At 50.6% G+C, this 19,461-nt stretch carries 8 protein-coding genes; all 8 read left to right on the top strand.

Annotated features, from left to right (window positions below; all coding sequences use genetic code 11):
* Positions 1-190: 190 nt before the first annotated feature.
* The 8 genes from D4L85_RS06580 (at position 191) to D4L85_RS06545 (ending at position 19,459) form a co-directional block, all read left to right on the top strand.
* On the top strand, positions 191-3,343 hold the full coding sequence (locus D4L85_RS06580) for a SusC/RagA family TonB-linked outer membrane protein (protein ID WP_119753556.1): 3,153 nt from the start codon (positions 191-193) through the stop codon (positions 3,341-3,343).
* A gap of 19 nt (positions 3,344-3,362) precedes the next feature.
* The gene (locus tag D4L85_RS06575; RefSeq protein ID WP_119758677.1) at positions 3,363-4,874 is read left to right on the top strand and encodes a RagB/SusD family nutrient uptake outer membrane protein; all 1,512 of its coding nucleotides are present in this window, start codon (positions 3,363-3,365) and stop codon (positions 4,872-4,874) included.
* A gap of 365 nt (positions 4,875-5,239) precedes the next feature.
* The gene (locus D4L85_RS06570; RefSeq protein ID WP_119753555.1) at positions 5,240-8,455 is read left to right on the top strand and encodes a SusC/RagA family TonB-linked outer membrane protein; all 3,216 of its coding nucleotides are present in this window, start codon (positions 5,240-5,242) and stop codon (positions 8,453-8,455) included.
* A gap of 15 nt (positions 8,456-8,470) precedes the next feature.
* Positions 8,471-10,120: a RagB/SusD family nutrient uptake outer membrane protein gene (locus D4L85_RS06565; RefSeq protein ID WP_119753554.1), complete on the top strand. Its 1,650-nt coding sequence runs from the start codon at positions 8,471-8,473 to the stop codon at positions 10,118-10,120.
* A 234-nt stretch (positions 10,121-10,354) separates the two neighbouring features.
* Positions 10,355-13,552, top strand: coding sequence for a SusC/RagA family TonB-linked outer membrane protein (locus tag D4L85_RS06560; RefSeq protein ID WP_119753553.1), 3,198 nt, complete (start codon positions 10,355-10,357; stop codon positions 13,550-13,552).
* A 9-nt stretch (positions 13,553-13,561) separates the two neighbouring features.
* The gene (locus D4L85_RS06555; protein ID WP_119753552.1) at positions 13,562-15,292 is read left to right on the top strand and encodes a SusD/RagB family nutrient-binding outer membrane lipoprotein; all 1,731 of its coding nucleotides are present in this window, start codon (positions 13,562-13,564) and stop codon (positions 15,290-15,292) included.
* 12 nt (positions 15,293-15,304) lie between these two features.
* Complete coding sequence (locus D4L85_RS06550) at positions 15,305-16,957, top strand: hypothetical protein (protein WP_119753551.1); 1,653 nt, start codon at positions 15,305-15,307, stop codon at positions 16,955-16,957.
* A gap of 84 nt (positions 16,958-17,041) precedes the next feature.
* Positions 17,042-19,459: a TonB-dependent receptor gene (locus tag D4L85_RS06545; protein ID WP_119753550.1), complete on the top strand. Its 2,418-nt coding sequence runs from the start codon at positions 17,042-17,044 to the stop codon at positions 19,457-19,459.
* Positions 19,460-19,461: the final 2 nt, after the last annotated feature.

Raw genomic sequence — 19,461 nt, 5'->3', positions numbered from 1 at the left:
AATGGGCGCCCGAGGGAGCGCCTTTTTTTATTCGGAAAATCATGAAGATTTGCACGTAAATCAGAATAAAATTCTGATAAGTGTATTGGAAACAATATTAAAAACCACCCACCACTACTTCTGGGGGATTTTGTATTGGCATTAAATACCCTATTTTGCGCCCGAATAATTTCATTAACCTAAATCATTTATGAGGAAGATTTTACATTTAATCTTCGCGTGTGCCCTCGTCACAACGGTGTGGGCACAAGAGCGAACGGTAACAGGTCGAGTCACTTCCGTCGAGGACGGGAGTACGTTGCCAGGAGTTAACGTTGTTATCAAGGGTACCACGAACGGAACCTCCACGGATGCCAATGGTAACTTCTCTCTCGCAGTTCCGGAGGGAAGCACGTTGGTGTTCACGTTCATCGGTCTGGAGACCAAAGAGGTCGAAGTCGGAAACCGAAGCGTTGTCGACATCGCATTGCCCATGGACATTTCGCAACTCAGCGAAGTGGTGGTTGTAGGCTACGGTACACAAAGCCGGAAGGACATTACCGGTTCCATCGCCTCCATCAAGGGAGCGGACGTAGCTTTGAATCCCGTACAAAGCTTTGATCAGGCCCTGCAAGGCCGCGCTGCCGGCGTCAACATCACGACGCCCAACGGTGTGTTGAACAATGCCCCTGTCATCCGCATCCGCGGCGTGAACTCCATCAACCTCAGCTCTTACCCGCTGGTGGTCATTGACGGTGTGCCCACGTTCACGGTCGATAACTCCATGGGATCGGCTTCTACCAACTCGGCGGCCAACAACCCCCTGGGAAACATCAACCCCGGCGACATCGAAAGCATCGAAGTATTGAAAGATGCATCGGCCAGCGCCATCTACGGATCGCGCGCGAGCGCCGGCGTATTGCTGATCACGACCAAGCGCGGTGTGAAAGGCAAGTCGAAGGTTAACTACGACGGCTGGGTGGGATGGACCGAACCGGTTCGTTTGTTCAAGTTATTGAACGCCCAGCAGTATATGGACATCAAGAACGAAGCCCGTGCCAACAACGGTCAAGCGGCAGCGTTCTTCCCCACCAACGACGCCAACGGCAACATGATCGACACCGATTGGTACAAGGCCGTTTACAGAACCGGCTTCTCGCACTCGCACAACCTGAACTTCTCCGGTGGAACCGATAACACGACCTACTTCATGTCGTTGGGCTACACCAAGCAAGAAGGGATGTTGAAAAACAACACGTTCGATAGAATTGTAGGCCGTGTGAACGTCGATCAAAAGATCGGCCAACGCGTACACATCGGAACAAATTTCGCCTATACCAATGCAGCGAACGCTGCCCCCAACACGGGTTCTATCCCCGGTCAGGCATTCAACACCGGCGGTCTTGGACGTCTTCCCCTGGTGACGGCTCCAAACGTAGGCGCCTATAACCTCGACGGATCCTATAGCACCGACGGTGGTAACATCGGCAAGATGAGCAACACGGAACAATCCGGTTTCTATAACCCCGTGATCATTCTGAACAACGACTACTTTACATCAACCAACAACCAGATCAACGGAAGCGTGTACGGTAGTTTGGAAGTGGTGAAAGGTCTTACGCTGAAAACGACGTATAGCATCAACAACTTCACCATCGAGGACAAGAGCTATCAATCGCCCCTGAACGGCGACGGCTTCACTCCCAAAGGTTCGGTAACGAATACCATGCGCACCAACAAGCGCTGGGATTGGCAGAACACGGCGCAATATGATTTCGATCTGAATGATGCGCATTACTTCTCGTTCCTGGTCGGCGGTGAAGAGCAGTACACCAGCGTCGATCGTTGGGGTACCAACCGGACCACGTCGTCGGATATTTATTTCGACACGTTCCAGGGCAACTTCGCCAACATCATCCCCACCAACAACTTCGCGTCCGAGAACTTCCTGCTCTCGTACTTCGGTCGGGTGAACTACGATTTCAAAAAGAAATACTTTGCTACGTTCAACTTCCGTCGTGATGGCTACTCTGCATTTGCTCCCGGCAATAAGTATGGTAACTTCTATGGTGGTTCCCTCGGTTATAACGTCTCCGAAGAAGAGTTCTGGAAGAATGCTTCGTTCTCCAGCACTTTGAATTTCTTTAAGATCAAGGCCAGCTACGGTTTGGTGGGTAACAACCAGGGTATCGACGATTTTGCATGGCAGGATTTGTATAGCTCGGGTCTGTACGGATCAGCTTATACGATCAACTATAACCAGGTAGGTGCGAAAACGCTTTCGTGGGAAACCAGCAAAAAGACCGACATCGGTTTCAATTTCGGATTGTTCCAGGATCGTATCCAGGGTGAATTCGTGTATTACAATAACAAGATCGATGGTATGATCCTGGCGGTGAATCAATCGCCTTCAAAGGGTATCCCCAACCCGACCGTGGCAAACCAGAATCAATTGCTCGCCAACATCGGATCGATGGTAAACAAGGGTATTGAGGTCAGCCTGAAAGCAACGGCGCTTCAACGCGGCGATTTCACCTGGACGATCAACGCCAACTTCACCACGCTGAAAAACAAAGTAACGTCGTTGGATTCGGATCAATCCAAGATCATCTCGGCAACGGGTGGACTTGAATCGGCCAACATCACGCAAGTAGGTCAGCCCGTAGGTTCTATCCTGGCCGTGCCCACGGAAGGTGTTAACCCCGAAAACGGCCAGCGCATCTTTGTGAAGGCCGACGGCACGCGCGTACAATACAACCACGCTGCTCCCTCCGCCTCACGCTGGACAAAAGTTGCTGACGGAACGCCCACCAGTGCACCTTCGGCCATCACCGACGGACGGACATACGGTCCCACCTTGCCCACCTGGTATGGCGGTTTCGACAACACCTTTAAGTATAAGAGCTTCGACCTGGGTGTATTCGTACAGTTCTCGGGTGGCAACTACATCTACAACGGAACCAAGGCTGGCTTGAGAGACATGCGCTTCTGGAACAACAGCACCGATGTATTGGATCGCTGGACGCCCGAACACACCAACGGAACCATCCCCCGTGTAGTGTATACCGACAACGTTTCGAACGGTTCTTCTTTCCCGATCTCTGAAAACGTAGAGAAAGGCGACTTCCTGAGAGTGCGGAACATTTCGTTGGGCTACACCCTGAACAAGGATCTGATCAGCAAGCTTAAAATGACCAACGCAAGGATCTATGCACAAGTGCAAAACTCTTTCTTGGTGACGAAATACAAAGGCAGCGATCCGGAGATCTCCACAAACGGTAACAGCAATCTTACCCCTGGTATTGATCGCAACTCGGTTGGACAAGCGCGTACGTTTACCGTTGGTCTGAACATTGGTTTCTAATCCCAAATTTTTGATGATCATGAAAAAGAATAAACTATCGATATTTATTTTCTGCACCGTGATGCTGGGAGGCGTGTTCTCCTGCGAGACGGATAAGCTGAATCTTAATTCGGCGACAAGCTTCCCTTCGTCGGTGGTATTTGATACCCCCACGCGTGTGGAGCAACAAGTGAATGGCTTATACGATGCAGTGAAAGCCGGCGACTTTATGGGCAGCCGCTACCTGGTCTATAGCGATATCCGCGGCGAGGAATTTATCAACCGCCTCACCAATGGTGTTACGGGTCTGCAAACCTGGAACCACACGCTGGTGGAGTCGACCAACGAAGTGAACAACTTGTGGAAGGCTGCGTATCAAGCCATCAACCAGGTGAACGTTTTCCTGGATGGTCTTGACGCCAACGCAGATAAATTTGTTCCCCCTGCTTTCCCTGCCACGTTTGCTACGACCACCGCTGACCAATACCGCGGTGAAGCCCGGTTGTTGCGCGGCATGTCCTACTACTACTTGCTCCAGCTGTACGCCCGTCCTTATGTGGAAGGCAACGGCTCCAATCTCGGAGTGCCTTTGCGCCTGATCGCCGAGAGAGGTTTTGACAACAACGCACTGGCCAGAGCAACCGTAGCGGAGGTCTATACACAAATATTGGCCGACCTCGATTTTGCTGAGCAAAAATTGCCGCTGGTGCCTGCTGCCGCAAACCGCGGTCACCGCAATGTGGCCATCGCTTTCAAGACCAGAGTGTATTTGGCCATGCAACGCTGGGCCGACGTGATCACCGAAGCGAACAAGATCGTTCCGGCTGCCGCTCCTTTCAAAGCTGCCACCGGTGTGGAGAACCAACTCGCGACAACTTTTGCGTCCGTCTTCACTGCACCGTACAATACGAACGAAAGCCTGCTTTCATTCCCTTTCAGCACGCTGGACCCTCCCGGTACACAAAACCAATTGGGCTACTATTACCTGCCCGCTTCGGCCGGCACGCCCAGCACCAACACGGGTAACGGCGAGTACTATCTGAACCGCAAAGGTATTCTTGGCGATACCGCCACGCTTGCTGTAGCCGACGACAGAAGAAAATTGACGACCAAGGTGATCATTAAGAACGCAGCCGGTGCAAAAACTGACTCCGCCTATTATCTCACCAAGTACTCATCGGCATCGCCGTATACCGATAGCTCACCGGCTATGCGTTATGCTGAGGTGTTGCTGAATTTGTCGGAAGCCATCGTTCGTTCTACGAGCTCCGTAGACCCTCATGCGCTGGATCTCTTGAATGCCGTACGGACACGCTCCAAAGGAGCAGCCTATGCTACTTTCGCCGATGCGGATGCGATGATTGCTGCATTGTTGAAAGAAAGACGTGCAGAGTTCCTCGGCGAGGGTCTCCGTTCTTCCGACTGCATGCGTCTTGATCTGCCCATCCCGGGCAAGTCGACGATCCCCGCTGTGAATCCTTCGGACCCGAACTATGTATGGCCTATGCCTTCTTCTGAAGTGGCAACCAATTCTCTTTTGGTGAAGAACTAAGCAGCAGTTCATTAGAATCTAGAAGCTCCCGGAATTTTTTTCCGGGAGCTTTTTTTGTCCCTATTCTACTTCTTCATACCCCCTGGGCTACCAGTCCAAATCCTTAAAAGGTTATCCCTTTCGTTGAAAATGGTCCGATGCGTTTCGTTTTAGATCAAAAGCGAAAAAATATTTTTTAAATTTTTTTTGATGGATAGGGTAAAAAACAAACGTTGTCTGAAGAATTTCAATCGTATTCAGAATTTTCTGCTTCATTTTTTACCGTCCTATTAATAAAAACGAAGTGTTTCGGACAAGGTATGGTATTTTCTTTTGCCAAATGCTCCCCTAAATTGGGTACCATAATTAACCTAAACCGAAAACCTATGAAGAAAATTCTACTAACGTGCTACGCGTTAGTTTTTGCGCTGTCAGCGATGGCGCAGGAGCGAACTGTCTCAGGGAAGGTGACCTCCGCCGAAGACGGCTCTACCTTACCTGGAGTGAATGTGATTGTGAAGGGAACCGTCAATGGATCGGTAACCAACGCGGAGGGTATGTACACCGTGACCGTCTCGGGTAACAATGCCGTCCTGGTCTTTTCATTTATCGGCTTAACGACGGCTGAGGTACCCGTCGGCGAGCAAAACACCGTTGACATTCAGCTTTCGTCCGACGTCACCCAGCTTTCTGAAGTGGTTGTCACCGGTGTCGGCGTGGCCACCGACAAGCGGAAACTGGCGATTGCCGTTGAATCGGTGGGGTCGAAGGATTTTCCGGCGGCACCCACCGCTTCGATTGATCAGGCGCTGGTGGGCAAAATTGCCGGTGCGCAAATCAGCAGTACCAACGGTACACCTGGAGCCGAAACAAACATTGTTTTGCGAGGTATCAACACCATTAACCGCGGCACGTCGCCGATCTATCTCGTGGACGGCGTACAGGTGGGGGCCACTGCCCTCAACACCATCGACTTGAATGCCATCGATCACGTGGAGGTTGTGCAGGGTGCAGCTTCTGCGACCATCTACGGTGCACAAGGCGCCAACGGTGTTATCCAGATGTTCACCAAGAAAGGAAAAGATGGGAAGGTGCACGTGGATTTCTCCAGCAGCGTGGCCAACAACACCTACCTGAACATCGGCAATCTTCACAAGGCACATTATCATGCCTTTGTTACCGATGGCGAAAACAATGTCATCGGTACTTCCGGCAAACCGCTGACGCTGGATCCTACAACGTTGGTCTATAGCGAGAACGTGCAATACAACCCGTTGAGCACGACCAGTGTCTTGAACAAGCCGTACGACAAGAACCTGCAATACTATGATCACTTTGCGTTCTTCTTCAAACCCGCCAATACGTACAACAACAGCGTAACCGTATCAGGTGGCAAAGAGAAAACCGATTTCCATTTTACGGTATCCAACAACAAACAGGAAAGCAACATCATCGAGAACGGCGGCGTGTCGCGCACGAACTTTTCAGCCAATTTCGGCACGGAGATCGCGAAGGGGTTGACGTTCCGCAGCATCACCATGCTGGCCTACACGAAGAACACGATCAAGACGCAGGACAGAAGTATCATCTACAGCATCAACAACGCGCGGCCGTTTGCCAACTTCGAGCAGTTGGACACCGACGGTGATGTGGGCGCCTATTTCGGCGATGCGGTGGGTGTGAACCACTTTAACCCGCTCTACTATCAGCGCAACACCAACGTGAAGGACAACAAGGAGGATTTCTTTCAGAATTTCAACCTGAACTACAAGTTGCCCAAATTTGTAGAGTTGGATCTGAAATACGGGTTGAACTACCAACACCAGGAACAGCGCACTGTTTACGCCAACCAAACGGCCAACAACAACGCGACGGCTACACAATCGTGGGTCTCAAACTTTGCGCCGGACGCGAAGGGGGAGATCGATGACTACTTCTTCAACAAAACATTTCAAAACTTCCTGGGAACGGCCATCATCTCGTTCGACTTCAAGGAAGATTTCAACTCGAACCTTCCCATCAAAACCGTGACGCAGGTGGCGTATGATGTGCGGAAGACCAACAACAAACAATACCTGAGCTATGGACTGGGTCTTCCCACCTACAGCCCGTTCACAGCCAGCCAGGCCACCACGTTTGTGGTTCCTGCCGCCGACATCGTGACCCGTTCCAAGACCGACCCTGTGTATTACGGTGGTGATTATACCGAGCCCTTCTTTACCTACGGATACCTGGTCAACCAGCGCGTTGAGTTTGGCGAGGTCGCCGGTGTGTCGGGTGGTTTCAGAAGCGACTATTCTTCTTCTTTCGGAAGAGGTTCCAAACCTTTCACGTTCCCCCGGGGCGATGCCTATTTCAGATTGTCGTCGCTTAATTTCTGGAAAGACGGAGCCTTGGCCGGTGCTATTCCCGACTTCAAGATTCGCGCGGCGTATGGCGAAGCCGGTATTCAGCCAAAGCCGTTCGATCGTTACCCTACGCTGGGCACCAAGAGCCTGGGTACTTCCAACTCCTTCTACATTCCGTCGGCCCAACCGAATCCTGACTTGAACGTGGAGGTGTCCAAAGAACTTGAGATCGGAACCGACTTTGGGGTAACGGTATTGCAAGGAACAAACTGGTTCAACGATATCGGCGTGTCGATGTCCTATTGGAAAAGAAGTACCAACAACGCCATCTACGATGTGAACGTTGCTCCTTCTGCTGGTTTGGGAACGTTGAGGGATAACGCTTTCTCGATAGAGTCGAAAGGATTTCAAGCAGCATTGAACTTTGCCATTTTCCAAAACAGCAGTTTGACCTGGAACCTGACTACGAATTTCAGCAAACAGACTTCCGAGATCACGGCGACCAACGGCCAGGAGATCGTGGTGTTGTCGAGCGCCGGCAGCACGAACTATGTGTTGAAGCCCGGTGAAAAGATCGGCCAGTTGTACGGACGCGTCGCCCTGCATCACGTGGACGACAAGGCACCCGATGGTTCGTATTTTATCCCCGAGGCACAGCAAGCGAACTATACGGTGGCCAGCAACGGCTTTGTGGTGAACACGGCAACCAAACAGCCCGTGTTTTCCAGCAAGCTGTATAGCTTTGGCGATCCCAATCCGAAATTCAACATATCGTTCATCAACAACATGACCTACAAGAATTTCCTCACGTTCGTCTTTCAATTCGATTGGGTTCAGGGAAGTCACTTGTATAACCAAACCAAGGAGTGGATGTATCGCGATGGTATCCACAGCGACTACGAAAAACCGATCACGATCAACGGTGAGACCGGAGCATATACGGCATTCTACCGCGGTGTTTATGCGCAAGGTCAGGCCAACGGAACAAAAGATTATTTCTATGAAGATGCTTCGTTTGTTCGCCTGAGAAACGTTTCCGTGGGTATCGATCTCAACAAAGTGCTTCACATCAACTCCATGCGCAAGCTTCAACTGATGCTTACGGGCCGCAACCTGTTAACCTTCACGAACTACACGGGCATGGATCCGGAGGTGAGCTCCGGAACAGCCAACTCAGCGTTCGACCGCGGCGTGGATCACAACACGATGCCGAACTACAAATCGTATCAGGTAGGTTTGAATTTTGGATTTTAAACCATGAAAAATCGTATGAAAAAGATATTTATATACATACTCACTATTTCGCTTGTCGGAACATCGGTTTCCTGCAAAGACGATCTGGATATTCAGAACCCGAACCAGCCGGGATTGGGAAGTGCCTCGAGCGAGTCGGGCATAGTTTCCCTGGCGCAGGGTGGCGTTTATGTCAACGGATTCAAAGAGTTGAAATACTATGATGGTGTTCCCGGTTATTTCTGGACCGGTGCCATGGGATTTCACGAATTGATGGGCGACGTCATTGGCGAAGAAGCCGCTAACATTTATGGAAACCAGATCGGTTGCCCGCAGTATGTTATCCTGGACAATGGCACAAAGGTCCTGAATCCCAATTCGCCCAACACACAATTGGGACTGATCCGCCTGATCAATGTCAACGCCAACGCTGGACAAAACACGTTGTTCTACGAATGGGCTTATATGTATGCCATGAACAACGCCATGAACAATGTGTTGGCGTTGGTGGAAAGCGTAGAATTTACGGATCCCGTCGAAACGAAGAAAAGTGTTGTTAAGGCATGGGCCTACTGGTGGAAAGGTTATGCCTATTCGAGGATCGGCTCTACGTACTATGCGGGATTGATCAACAACGAAGTCAACAAGTCAAACGGCAACTATGTTACCAAGGAAGCCATCATCGCGGAATCTAATTCAAATTTTGACTTGGCCGCCGCACAACTTGCCGGCTTGAGCGACGACGATACGTATCGCGCGGTGGTGGGCGAATTGATTCCGAGCTTTAACCAGGTTGGAAAAGGTGGTGTGCCGACGCCTGCGATGTGGACGCGAGGCATCAACACCATGAAAGCGCGGAATATTTTAGTGAACACGCCGGTGGCCGATATGACTTCGGCGCAATGGCAGGACATCATCACATTGACAAACAATGGTCTGGCGGCCGGCGACATGGTGTTTACGGGACGCTCAAATGATAATGGCGATTTCATTTCGGCTACCAGCGGAGCCATAGCGCCTAAATCGACAGGCAATCCGGGAAGCGGGATCACCTATAAGATCAGCGAGCGCCTGATCCAGGAATTCAAACCGGGCGACAAGCGATTGGCCAATAACTTTGAACAGCTGGCTGCGCCTTGGAGAGGCGAGTCATCGCGCGGAAATGTGTTCAACACCCGCTTTCAGATGTTAAATGGAGGCGATGGCATCGCTGGAACGATCATCATGAGCAGCCGCGAAACGGGTGAATATGAATTGTACCTGGCCTCTACCTATGAGGAGAATCTTTTGATGAGTGCCGAAGCGAAAATCAATACATCGGACACGGAAGGTGGTCTGGCTTTGATCGATAAGATCCGCACCGAGCAAGGAGCGGGACTGGCCGCCGTGGCGGGAACAGGCCTGACATTCGACGGTGCGAAGGAAGAACTTCGCCGTGAGCGAAGAATCGTGATGGCATTCAGAGGCCTTTCTTTTTATGATGCCAGACGCTGGGGTGTCACCAAAGATATCAGCGCCGGTGGAGGAAGGACCGGTGCCGTGGTGGTGGACAATACCGGTGTAGTGAGCACCAATGCGACCATTAACTACAGCTACCTGGATTACTGGGATGTGCCGGATAACGAATTAACCTACAACCCGCCTTCCGACGAAAGCGCTCCGGTTAAGAATCCGATGGGGTTATAAATCTCCCCCGAGATTCATCCATTGTCTATATAATAAAGGGGCTGTCGGCTAACGGCAGTCCCTTTTTACATGGATTTCTGTCTTCCTGATAAAATTGCGAATACCGTAATATAAGGTATGATTTACCCGTGGCGATTGAAAATAGCGCAAAAAAAACAAGTTGCGGTATTTCCTTTTGTGGTTTACTACCTTAAATTGGGTCCGGATATTATACAATAACCTAAACCTAAACCTATGAAGAAGTATCTACTAACGTGGTGCGCGTTAGCTTTTGCGCTGTTTTCTCTTGCGCAGGAGCGGACGATCACCGGTAGGGTCTCGTCCTCTGAAGACGGCTCGGCCCTCCCCGGTGTAAACGTGGTGGTCAAAGGAACCACAAATGGAACGGTTACCGATACCGACGGTAACTATAAATTGACAATCCCTTCCGGAGATGCCAGCCTGGTGTTTTCCTTTATCGGTCTCCTCACCCAAGAAGTGCCTATCGGCGACAGAACAACTTTAGATGTTCAACTTACTTTAGATGTCAAGCAACTTTCCGAAGTCGTGGTTACCGCTCAGGGTATCGAGCGCGAACGCAAAGCCCTGGGGTATGCGTCGACGACCATCTCTTCGGCAGACCTTGCCAACAAGCCTGAGACCGATGTAGGGCGGGCGTTGCAAGGAAGAACCCCCGGTCTCCAGATCCTGAACTCTTCGGGTATGGCCGGTTCCGGTTCCAAGATCAACATCCGCGGTATCAGCTCGGTGAACGGAAATACACAACCCCTGTGGGTGGTTGACGGTATTCCGATCAACACATCGACCAACGATTCCAACACCGACTTCCGCGACGGTAACATTGCTCCTTCACGCTTCATCGACATCGATCCGAACAACATCGCCAGCATCAACATCCTGAGAGGTTTGAGCGCCACAACCTTGTATGGTTCGCTGGGACGGAACGGTGTGATCCTGGTAACGACCAAGTCGGGTGCCAGCAGCAAGCAGCAACAAAAATTTGAAGCCAGTGTGAGCCAATCTTATTTTGTGATCCAGGCCATTTTGCCGGAGTATCAAAATAAATGGGCCAACGGTTTCGATGGTGACTATGGTGAATTCTTTAGTAACTGGGGAAGCTTGTTTTCCAACAACGTAGCCGTAGGAAAACACCCTTATTACGAACACCGCGCACTTTTCCCGGATCATCCGGAATTTGCCGATGCCACGGGCTATGTTCCCAAGCCGGCGCCCAACAACGTGAAAGATTTCTTCAAGAAAGGATCATCGTCGAACACGTCGTTGAACCTGGGTTTCAAAGGTGAAAACTCCAGCCTGAACCTGAACTATAGCCACTTGGATGAAAGCGGTTATATCCAGAACAACAACATGAAGCGCGATAACCTTGCGCTGGGCGGAACAGCAAACCTGACCAAAAAACTCTCGATCACCAGCACATTCAATTTTGTGCGGACCGAGATCAAGAGCCCTCCGACCGGAGCCGGCACAGGTAGTAACTCCACCGGTGGACCTTCCGTGTTTGCAAACTTGTTCTATGTGCCACGCAACATCGACCTGATGAACTGGCCCTATGAGAACCCCATAACACACGCCAGTGTTTACTATCGCAACGGTAACGACGTTACCAACCCCCGCTGGTTGCTGTCTAACGCGCAGCAAACTTCGAAGACAAACCGCTTCTTTGCCAATGTGAGCTTGAACTATGAGCTCGCCAGCTGGTTGAAAGCAAGCTACCGTTTGGGCTTGGATACATACTCCGAAAAACAGACCTATTGGCTGAACAAGGGTTCGGTGGGTTATCCTACCGAAGCACAACTTTTGTCAAATGGTCTCTATCGTTCGGTCAACTTCCTCAATACGATCGTGGATCACACCTTCATGTTGAGCCTCAACAAAGAGATCGCCACCGATCTTGATTTGACCGGTGTGGTAGGTTTCAACGCACGTACCGATACCAACGACCAGTCCGGTTTGGAAAGCTCCGGACAAGTGGTGTATGGCTTGATCGAGCACCGTAACTTCTCCAACACGACGTCACGCGACTTCAGAGGTAATAACCTGAACCGCACCATGCGCAGAACCTGGGCCGGTGCCTACTTCGACATGGGCTTGGGTTACAAAGACTTTTTGTATGTGAACCTGACCGGCCGGAACGATTGGTCGACCACGCTTGAAAAAGCAAACCGCTCTTTGTTCTATCCCGGTGCCAGCTTGTCGTTCATCCCTACGACGGCCTTCCCCGACTTCGCTTCCGGAGTTTTGGAATTCCTGAAATTAAGAGCCGCCTACGGTACTTCGGCAAACTTCCCCGAACCGTATAACACACGCCCCTACCTGGCCATCAACGCCCAGGCTTCCCAAGACGTTCAGGGCGTAGTTTCTACGCAAGGAATTCCTACGGTTCTGGCCAACAAGAACCTGAAGCCTGAATTGCTGACGGAAATTGAATTCGGATTGGAAGCCCAATTGCTGGACAACCTGGCAAAGGTCGATCTCTCTTATTATAACAGACAAGCAAAAGATCAGATCCTGAATCGCTCGCTCGACCCTTCAACCGGTTATCAAACCACGTTGATCAACGCGGGCTCTATCCGCAACAAGGGTGTTGAACTCGGTTTGACGATCAGCCCTTTCCGCAAAGGAGATTTCCATTGGGATGTTCGTGTGAACTACACCAAGAACATTTCCAAAGTGGAGAGCTTGCCTGAAGGATCAAAAGAAATCCTCATCGGTGGCTTTACCAACCTGGGTAACTTCGCCATTGAAGGACAACCTTTCAACGTAATCCAGGGTAACTATACGGTGAGAAATGACAAAGGTGAGTACCTCGTTGACGAAAACGGCAACTGGGTAATCTCCAATGACATTAAGGTCATTGCCAACCCGAACCCGAAATGGTTGGGATCGTTGATCAGTGACATGAATTACAAAGGCATCAACTTTGGATTCCAGTGGGATTATGTGAACGGTGGTCAGGTTTATTCCTACACCGCCGCTACCATGGTGGGTCGCGGTGTGGCCAAAGATCTGGAGGCCTTCAATCCCGGTCTTCCCCTCATTCTTCCCGGCGTGAAGCAGTCGGACGGAACGCCTAACGATCTTCCGGTAACCACTTCCGGTATGTTCTTTGGAAACTCCATCATCGGTGGATCAGCCAACGACAGAGGTGTTTTTGATGCGACGCGCATACGCTTGAGAGAAGTTAAATTAGGCTACTCGCTTCCTTCGTCCGTCACCACGAAGTTGGGCGTACGGGGAATCAACATTTCCTTCCTGGGCAGCAACCTCTGGTTCCGTGCGATCAATGCACCGAAATACTCCAGAGCTGACTTCGACAGAACGGCTTTTGGTGTGGGCAATGGTGCAGGCTTCGACTTCCTGGGAGGTCCTTCGGCCAGACGTTATGGTGTTAACCTTCGGATAACTTTATAAGCGACGACAATGAAAAAGATATATAAAATTTTCACTCTAACCCTGGTCCTGTTCGCCATGTCTTGTAACATGGACAGAGATCTGGATAACCCGAATGAGGCGTCAACCAGCCAGGCCAACGTCGATCTGTTGATGAATAAGATCCAATTGGATTTCGCGGCGTTCTATTCCCTGGTATCCGGTAATGATATTTCGGGTGTTACGGGAACGAACGTAGGCGTTAACCAGGTGGTGCGGATGATGGCGATGATCAGTGGTTCTACCTATGAAAGAGCACTGATCTCTCAGAATTTCGATCAGATGTGGACGCGTGCTTACCAAGATGTTTTGATTAACATCGAAACCCTGCTTCCCATGGCAAAAGATGGGAACTTTGTAGTGCATTCGGGTTCCGCCAAGGTCCTGAAAGCCTACATCTACATAACGCTTGTGGATGTCTTTGGCGATGTTCCGAAGACCGAAGCGCTGCAGGGAACTACCGGCGTATTTAACCCGAAAGCAGACCCCGGATCGCAGATCTATTCAGAAGCTATCGCGCTCCTGGATGAAGCCCAAACAGATTTGGCAGCAAGTGGTCACGGCCTGGACAGGGATATCTATTACGGCGGCGACACAGACAAATGGATCACACTGGCCAATTCATTAAAACTGAAAGCCTGGATGAACATTTCTACCGATCCTGCCCGCAAAGCAGAAGCGACAACTGCGATCGCAGCCTTGTTGGCAGACGACGATCTCATCGATACGGATGCTGAAGAATTCACCTACAAATACGGAACAGCAGACATTCCTGCCCGTTCCCGCCATCCTCAGTATCGTCAGTTCTATACGCCGGCCGAAGGTAACGGCACAGGTTATGTCGGAAACTACTATCTGAAGGAAGCTTACGACGGAAAAGGAATTGAAGACCCCCGCTGGAGATATTATTTCTTCCGCCAGGTTGGATCGATTGATGAAGCGCTGTCGATCGATGGAGAATCTGTTCCTTGCGTGTTGAATCCCAAGCCCCTTCACTATGGATCCGAAACACCTTTCTGCGTATTTGAGCCCGGCTTCTTCGGACGCGATCATGGCGATGCCAGTGGAACGCCTCCCGATGGAACAGTGAAGACCGTAGTGGGCGTATACCCCGCCGGTGGATTGGTAGACACCAACATAAACTATACATCGAATCCCGACGATGACCTGCCGGGCGACGGTGTTGGCGCTGAATTTACACAACCCGTAGTACAAGGCATGGGTGGAAATGGAAAGGGAATCGAACCGATTGTCATGTCCTTCCACATCGATTTCATAAAAGCTGAAGCAGCCCTTCGTCTGGGTATCGGCACGCCCGATGACGCTAAGGAACATATGATCCAAGGTATCACCAAGTCGATCAATCGTGTGAAGGCTATGGGAGCTTCCCTGGGTCAAACCGTTCCCGAATCATTGGTAACGCCAACCTTGAGCTACACCATTTTTGTGGGTAACCTCTATGACGCATCGTCCGATAAACTCGATGTGGTGATGAAGGAGTACTATCTCGCGCTCTTTGGAAACGGTATCGAGGCCTATAACCTCTATCGCAGAACGAGCTCGCCGAAGAACATTCAGCCCATGCTGGCCCTCAACGGTGGAAAGTTTGCGATGTCGCTTATATATCCTGCAATCTATGCCAACCTCAACGGTTCGGTAACGCAGAAAACAGATGGATCAGTGAAAGTTTTCTGGGACAAAAATCCCGATGACCTTAAATAAACGAACCGAACTATGAAATCAACTATAAATAAATTATCGCTGTTCATCGGCATCGCGTGTTTGGCGGCATGCGCGGATGACTCTCTGGATCCGTTTCGCCTGAAGGAACAAACCAAAGGGTCGATCCTGGCACTCCGCGGAGACTCGTTCGATGCACTGAACGACAACGGCTGCTCCAATACGTTCTTCCAGAATAAGATCGTCGGCAACGAAACCTTCGTAATGGATGTTGAATACCTTTCCGAAGACCCTACGTCGCTGCAAGAGATCCAGGTGTATGCACACTATCAAAAGCCCGACCCGAACAATGCCGGCGAGTTCCTGGTAGATACACGTGCTAAAGTCGCAACATTCCCCGGTTCATCGTTAACATCAACCGGTGGCGCTAACCCGACAGGGTCTTTGTCCATCCAACTTTCTGCCATCCTTACAGGGGTGGGAAATCCTACAGTAGAGGATGATGATCTCTTAAACATCGAATCGGACCTGCTCCTGACGAACGGAACAATCGTGTTCTCCACGTCGGTCGTAAACAGTGGTTTGTATCAAAGCGGTATTTTTTACCCGGCGCAAACATTGCTGTATTGTCATGACGACATCAACGGGTTCTATCCCTCGCCGAAGTTCGCTTTGCGCGTAGGCACTCCGTTGATGGCTGCTGCGAAAGATACGCTGAACATTACCTATGCGTCGGAAATCGGTACGGCTCCTACGGCTGTGCTGGCTCCGGGAAGCGTGGGTACGTTGAGCCCTGTAGTAGCAGATCCTGACGATGATTCCGGTACTAAATTCTATGCGATCTATACCGCTGGCGCCGGTTATACCGGACCCGTGTCCATTACCGTGGCCGGTGCTGTAAATGGTGGCACAGGCCCGACGGCTGGTTTGGCTCAAAAAGCACCGAAGACGACGACGATCGAAGTTGATAACACCGAGCCTCAGGTGGACGGCGATCCGATCATCGCGAATCTGGCAAACGCAGCAGCAGGAAGCCGTATCGGTCGCGACCAATACGTGAGCATCACGCTTAACTTCCAGGAAGCGCTGGATCCCGGAGAGCCCCTGTTGATCTCTGTGTCCGGTCAGAATTTGGATGCCGTAGACGAAGCAGAGATGACCCTTTCTCCCAATGGAAAATCGGCAAACTATGTCTACACATACAAAGATTCGGATGACGGTACTGAAGTTACGCACGGCGATTTGACTATTGATGTAACGGGCGGTGCCGATTTGGCTGGCAATGCATTTGCCGGTACTTCTTTCGACATCCTCGCCGATCTTGGAGAACCCGCTGTACCGGTAATCACCCTGGGAGCTCCTTACGATTATGGAAATGACATCAAGTGGTCGGCCACGACAAGCACAGGACCAAGCGATCCTGGAGGCTCAACTTCCGGAACAATCTACTTTGCCGCTGTGCCGGCCGGTAGCACCCCTCCCGCACAAGCCACGACTACCATCAAGGGTGTCGTAGTAAATGCTGGATTTGACTGGAGTGGCGAGGAGCCCAGCGAAGTTGGAAGCTTCAGCGTAAGCGAAGGATCATCAGGAACAACTTTCAGTAAGTTTATCTCCAATGATGACTACGATGTGTACTTCTATTTTGTGAACGCAACCGGCAACGTGAGTAAAAACACGGGTAAGACGACCGTTCACATGGACTAATTCGCTAGCATAAAAATTGAAAAAAGGCTGCTCTTCAAGGGCAGCCTTTTTTAATCCTTCGCGTTGACATTCTCCCTTTAGGTTATGAGAATACCGTTTTATGTAGCCGATAGCTCCCCTTGGAAGTTTTGTTTGGCTTTCTTCATGCTTGCCGTTCAATGGCAGGGCTTCGCTCAAGGCCCGGTACTGAAAGGAACCATTTCAGAACGCGACAAACCCATGCCCGGTGTAACGGTATACCTGGAGCAATTGAATATTGGCACCGTGTCTGACTCCCTTGGAAAGTATTCCATTTCTGTGCCCTCCGGTACCTATTGGACAAAGTTTTCATTCACGGGCTATAAAACTGTTCGCGTCAAGCTCACCCTGCATCAATCCCAGCGTTTCGATGTCGTCATGGAAGAGGACGTCACACAATTGGATGAAATGGTGGTGAACGCACAAGCCGAGGATCACAACGTGGCCAGTGTGGAGATGGGCGTGAGCACGTTGACCATGAAGACGCTGTCAAAGATGCCGGCGTTTATCGGGGAAGTCGATATCATTAAAAGTATGTTGCTGTTGCCCGGCGTCACCACGGTGGGAGAGGGAACCTCGGGGATAAACGTTCGCGGGGGTAACTCCGACCAAAACCTGATCTTGCTGGATGGCATGCCCATCTTCAATCCTTCACATTTAATGGGCATGTTCTCGGTGTTCAACCCCGACATGGCCAAAGACATTTCATTGTATCGCGGCGGCGTCCCGGCCCAGTTCGGTGGACGCGCGTCGTCCGTTTTAGACATCAGTGTGCGAAGCCCCTCCACGAAGCGAAGTTTCCAGGGTGGCATCGGGCTGGTGGCCAACCGTTTTTTGTTTGAGACACCGATCATCAAAGATCGGCTGTCGCTCATTATCGGTACGCGCTTTTCGTTTTCTGATTATCTTTTTAAGGTCCTGAAGAGTTCAAGCCTGCGGAACACAAAAGCTAATTTCTATGACATCACCGGGCGGATGGAATACTTGAAGGGCGATGACCGGATCTATTTAACGGCCTACAACTCCACCGATGTATTCAAGCTTCCTTCCGACTCGATCTCCACGGGAAATATCCCGCCCGCCACCGACTACCGCTGGAAAAGTAACACAGCCACCTTAGGATGGATACATAAATTTGCTTCCAACCTGTCCTTGAAATCAGCTTTGGTCTACAGCAAGTACAATTCCGTTATATCCAGTCATGAGGTTCCGAATGATTATGATTTTAAATCGGACATCACCTACAAAGCCGTGAAGTCCGATTTGTCGTGGCAAAAGAATGCCCATCAGGCCATCGGAGGAATTGAATTGGCGCAATATAAAGTCAACCCCGGAATGCTGATCCCGTTATCCGAAGAAACGGATCTATCCCTGCCTGCGCTGCAATCCGAGCAGGGCACGGAGATGGCGGTGTTTGGATCGGACGAAGTGCGCCTGCAACGATGGCTCACCATGCAGGCGGGCCTTCGCTATTCTTATTACTTCAATACGGGACCTTCCACGGTGTATGCCTATGCGCCGGGAAGCGAGCGCGACATAAAATATATAACGGACACGATTCAATACGCCAAACATGCACACATCGCCAGCTATGGCGGCCTTGAACCACGGCTCGCATTCAATTTGCGTTTGGGAGCAAAATCTTCGATAAAGCTCGGCTATAGCCGCCTGCGTCAATACTTGCAACGCGTCACAAACACAACGGCATCGCTACCCACAGACCGTTGGCAGCTCAGCAACACCTATATCAAGCCCATCATCTCCGATCAATTTTCAGTGGGATACTTCCGTAATTTTTCTCAAAACAAATACGAAGCGTCCATAGAAGTATACACCAAAAACATTCAAAACATCAGCGACTACAAAGGCGGCGCCGATCTGTTGCTGACGCCGTTGCCTGAAACCGTCATCCTGCAAGGAAAAGGCAAAGCCTATGGATTGGAGTTTCAATTAAAGAAAAATGTGGGCCGGCTCACGGGGTGGCTGAACTACACCTATTCTCAAACGATGATTCTGATCCAATCCACAAACCCCGACGAACAAGTGAACAACGGGAAGTGGTATCCGGCCAACTACAACCGCCCGCACAGTTTGAATTTGGTATTGAACTACAGCCCGAATAAAAAAGGGATCACCTATGCTGCGAATTTCACGTTCAGTTCCGGCCGGCCGACAACGTATGCCTACAATCGCTATTACATGGGCTTCCTGCAAGTGTCCAATTTTATAGATCGCAACCAGGATGTCATACCGAACTATCACCGGCTTGATCTCTCCATGACCATCGATCCGATGCGCGCGGCAAACAAACGCTTCCATGGAAGTTGGGTGTTTAGCCTTTACAATGTGTACGCCCGCAAGAATGCGTATTCTATTTTCACGAAGACCAACGGCATACAATCGGCCATCGTTTCGTCGGATGCCTATAAGCTTTCGATTTTCGCGACGATCATACCATCGATCACCTACAATTTTAAGTTCTGATT

Source organism: Chryseolinea soli, from assembly GCF_003589925.1.
Taxonomy (GTDB): domain Bacteria; phylum Bacteroidota; class Bacteroidia; order Cytophagales; family Cyclobacteriaceae; genus Chryseolinea; species Chryseolinea soli.
Note: the sequence above shows the minus strand (reverse complement) of the source record. Positions and strands in the feature narration are given on the sequence as shown.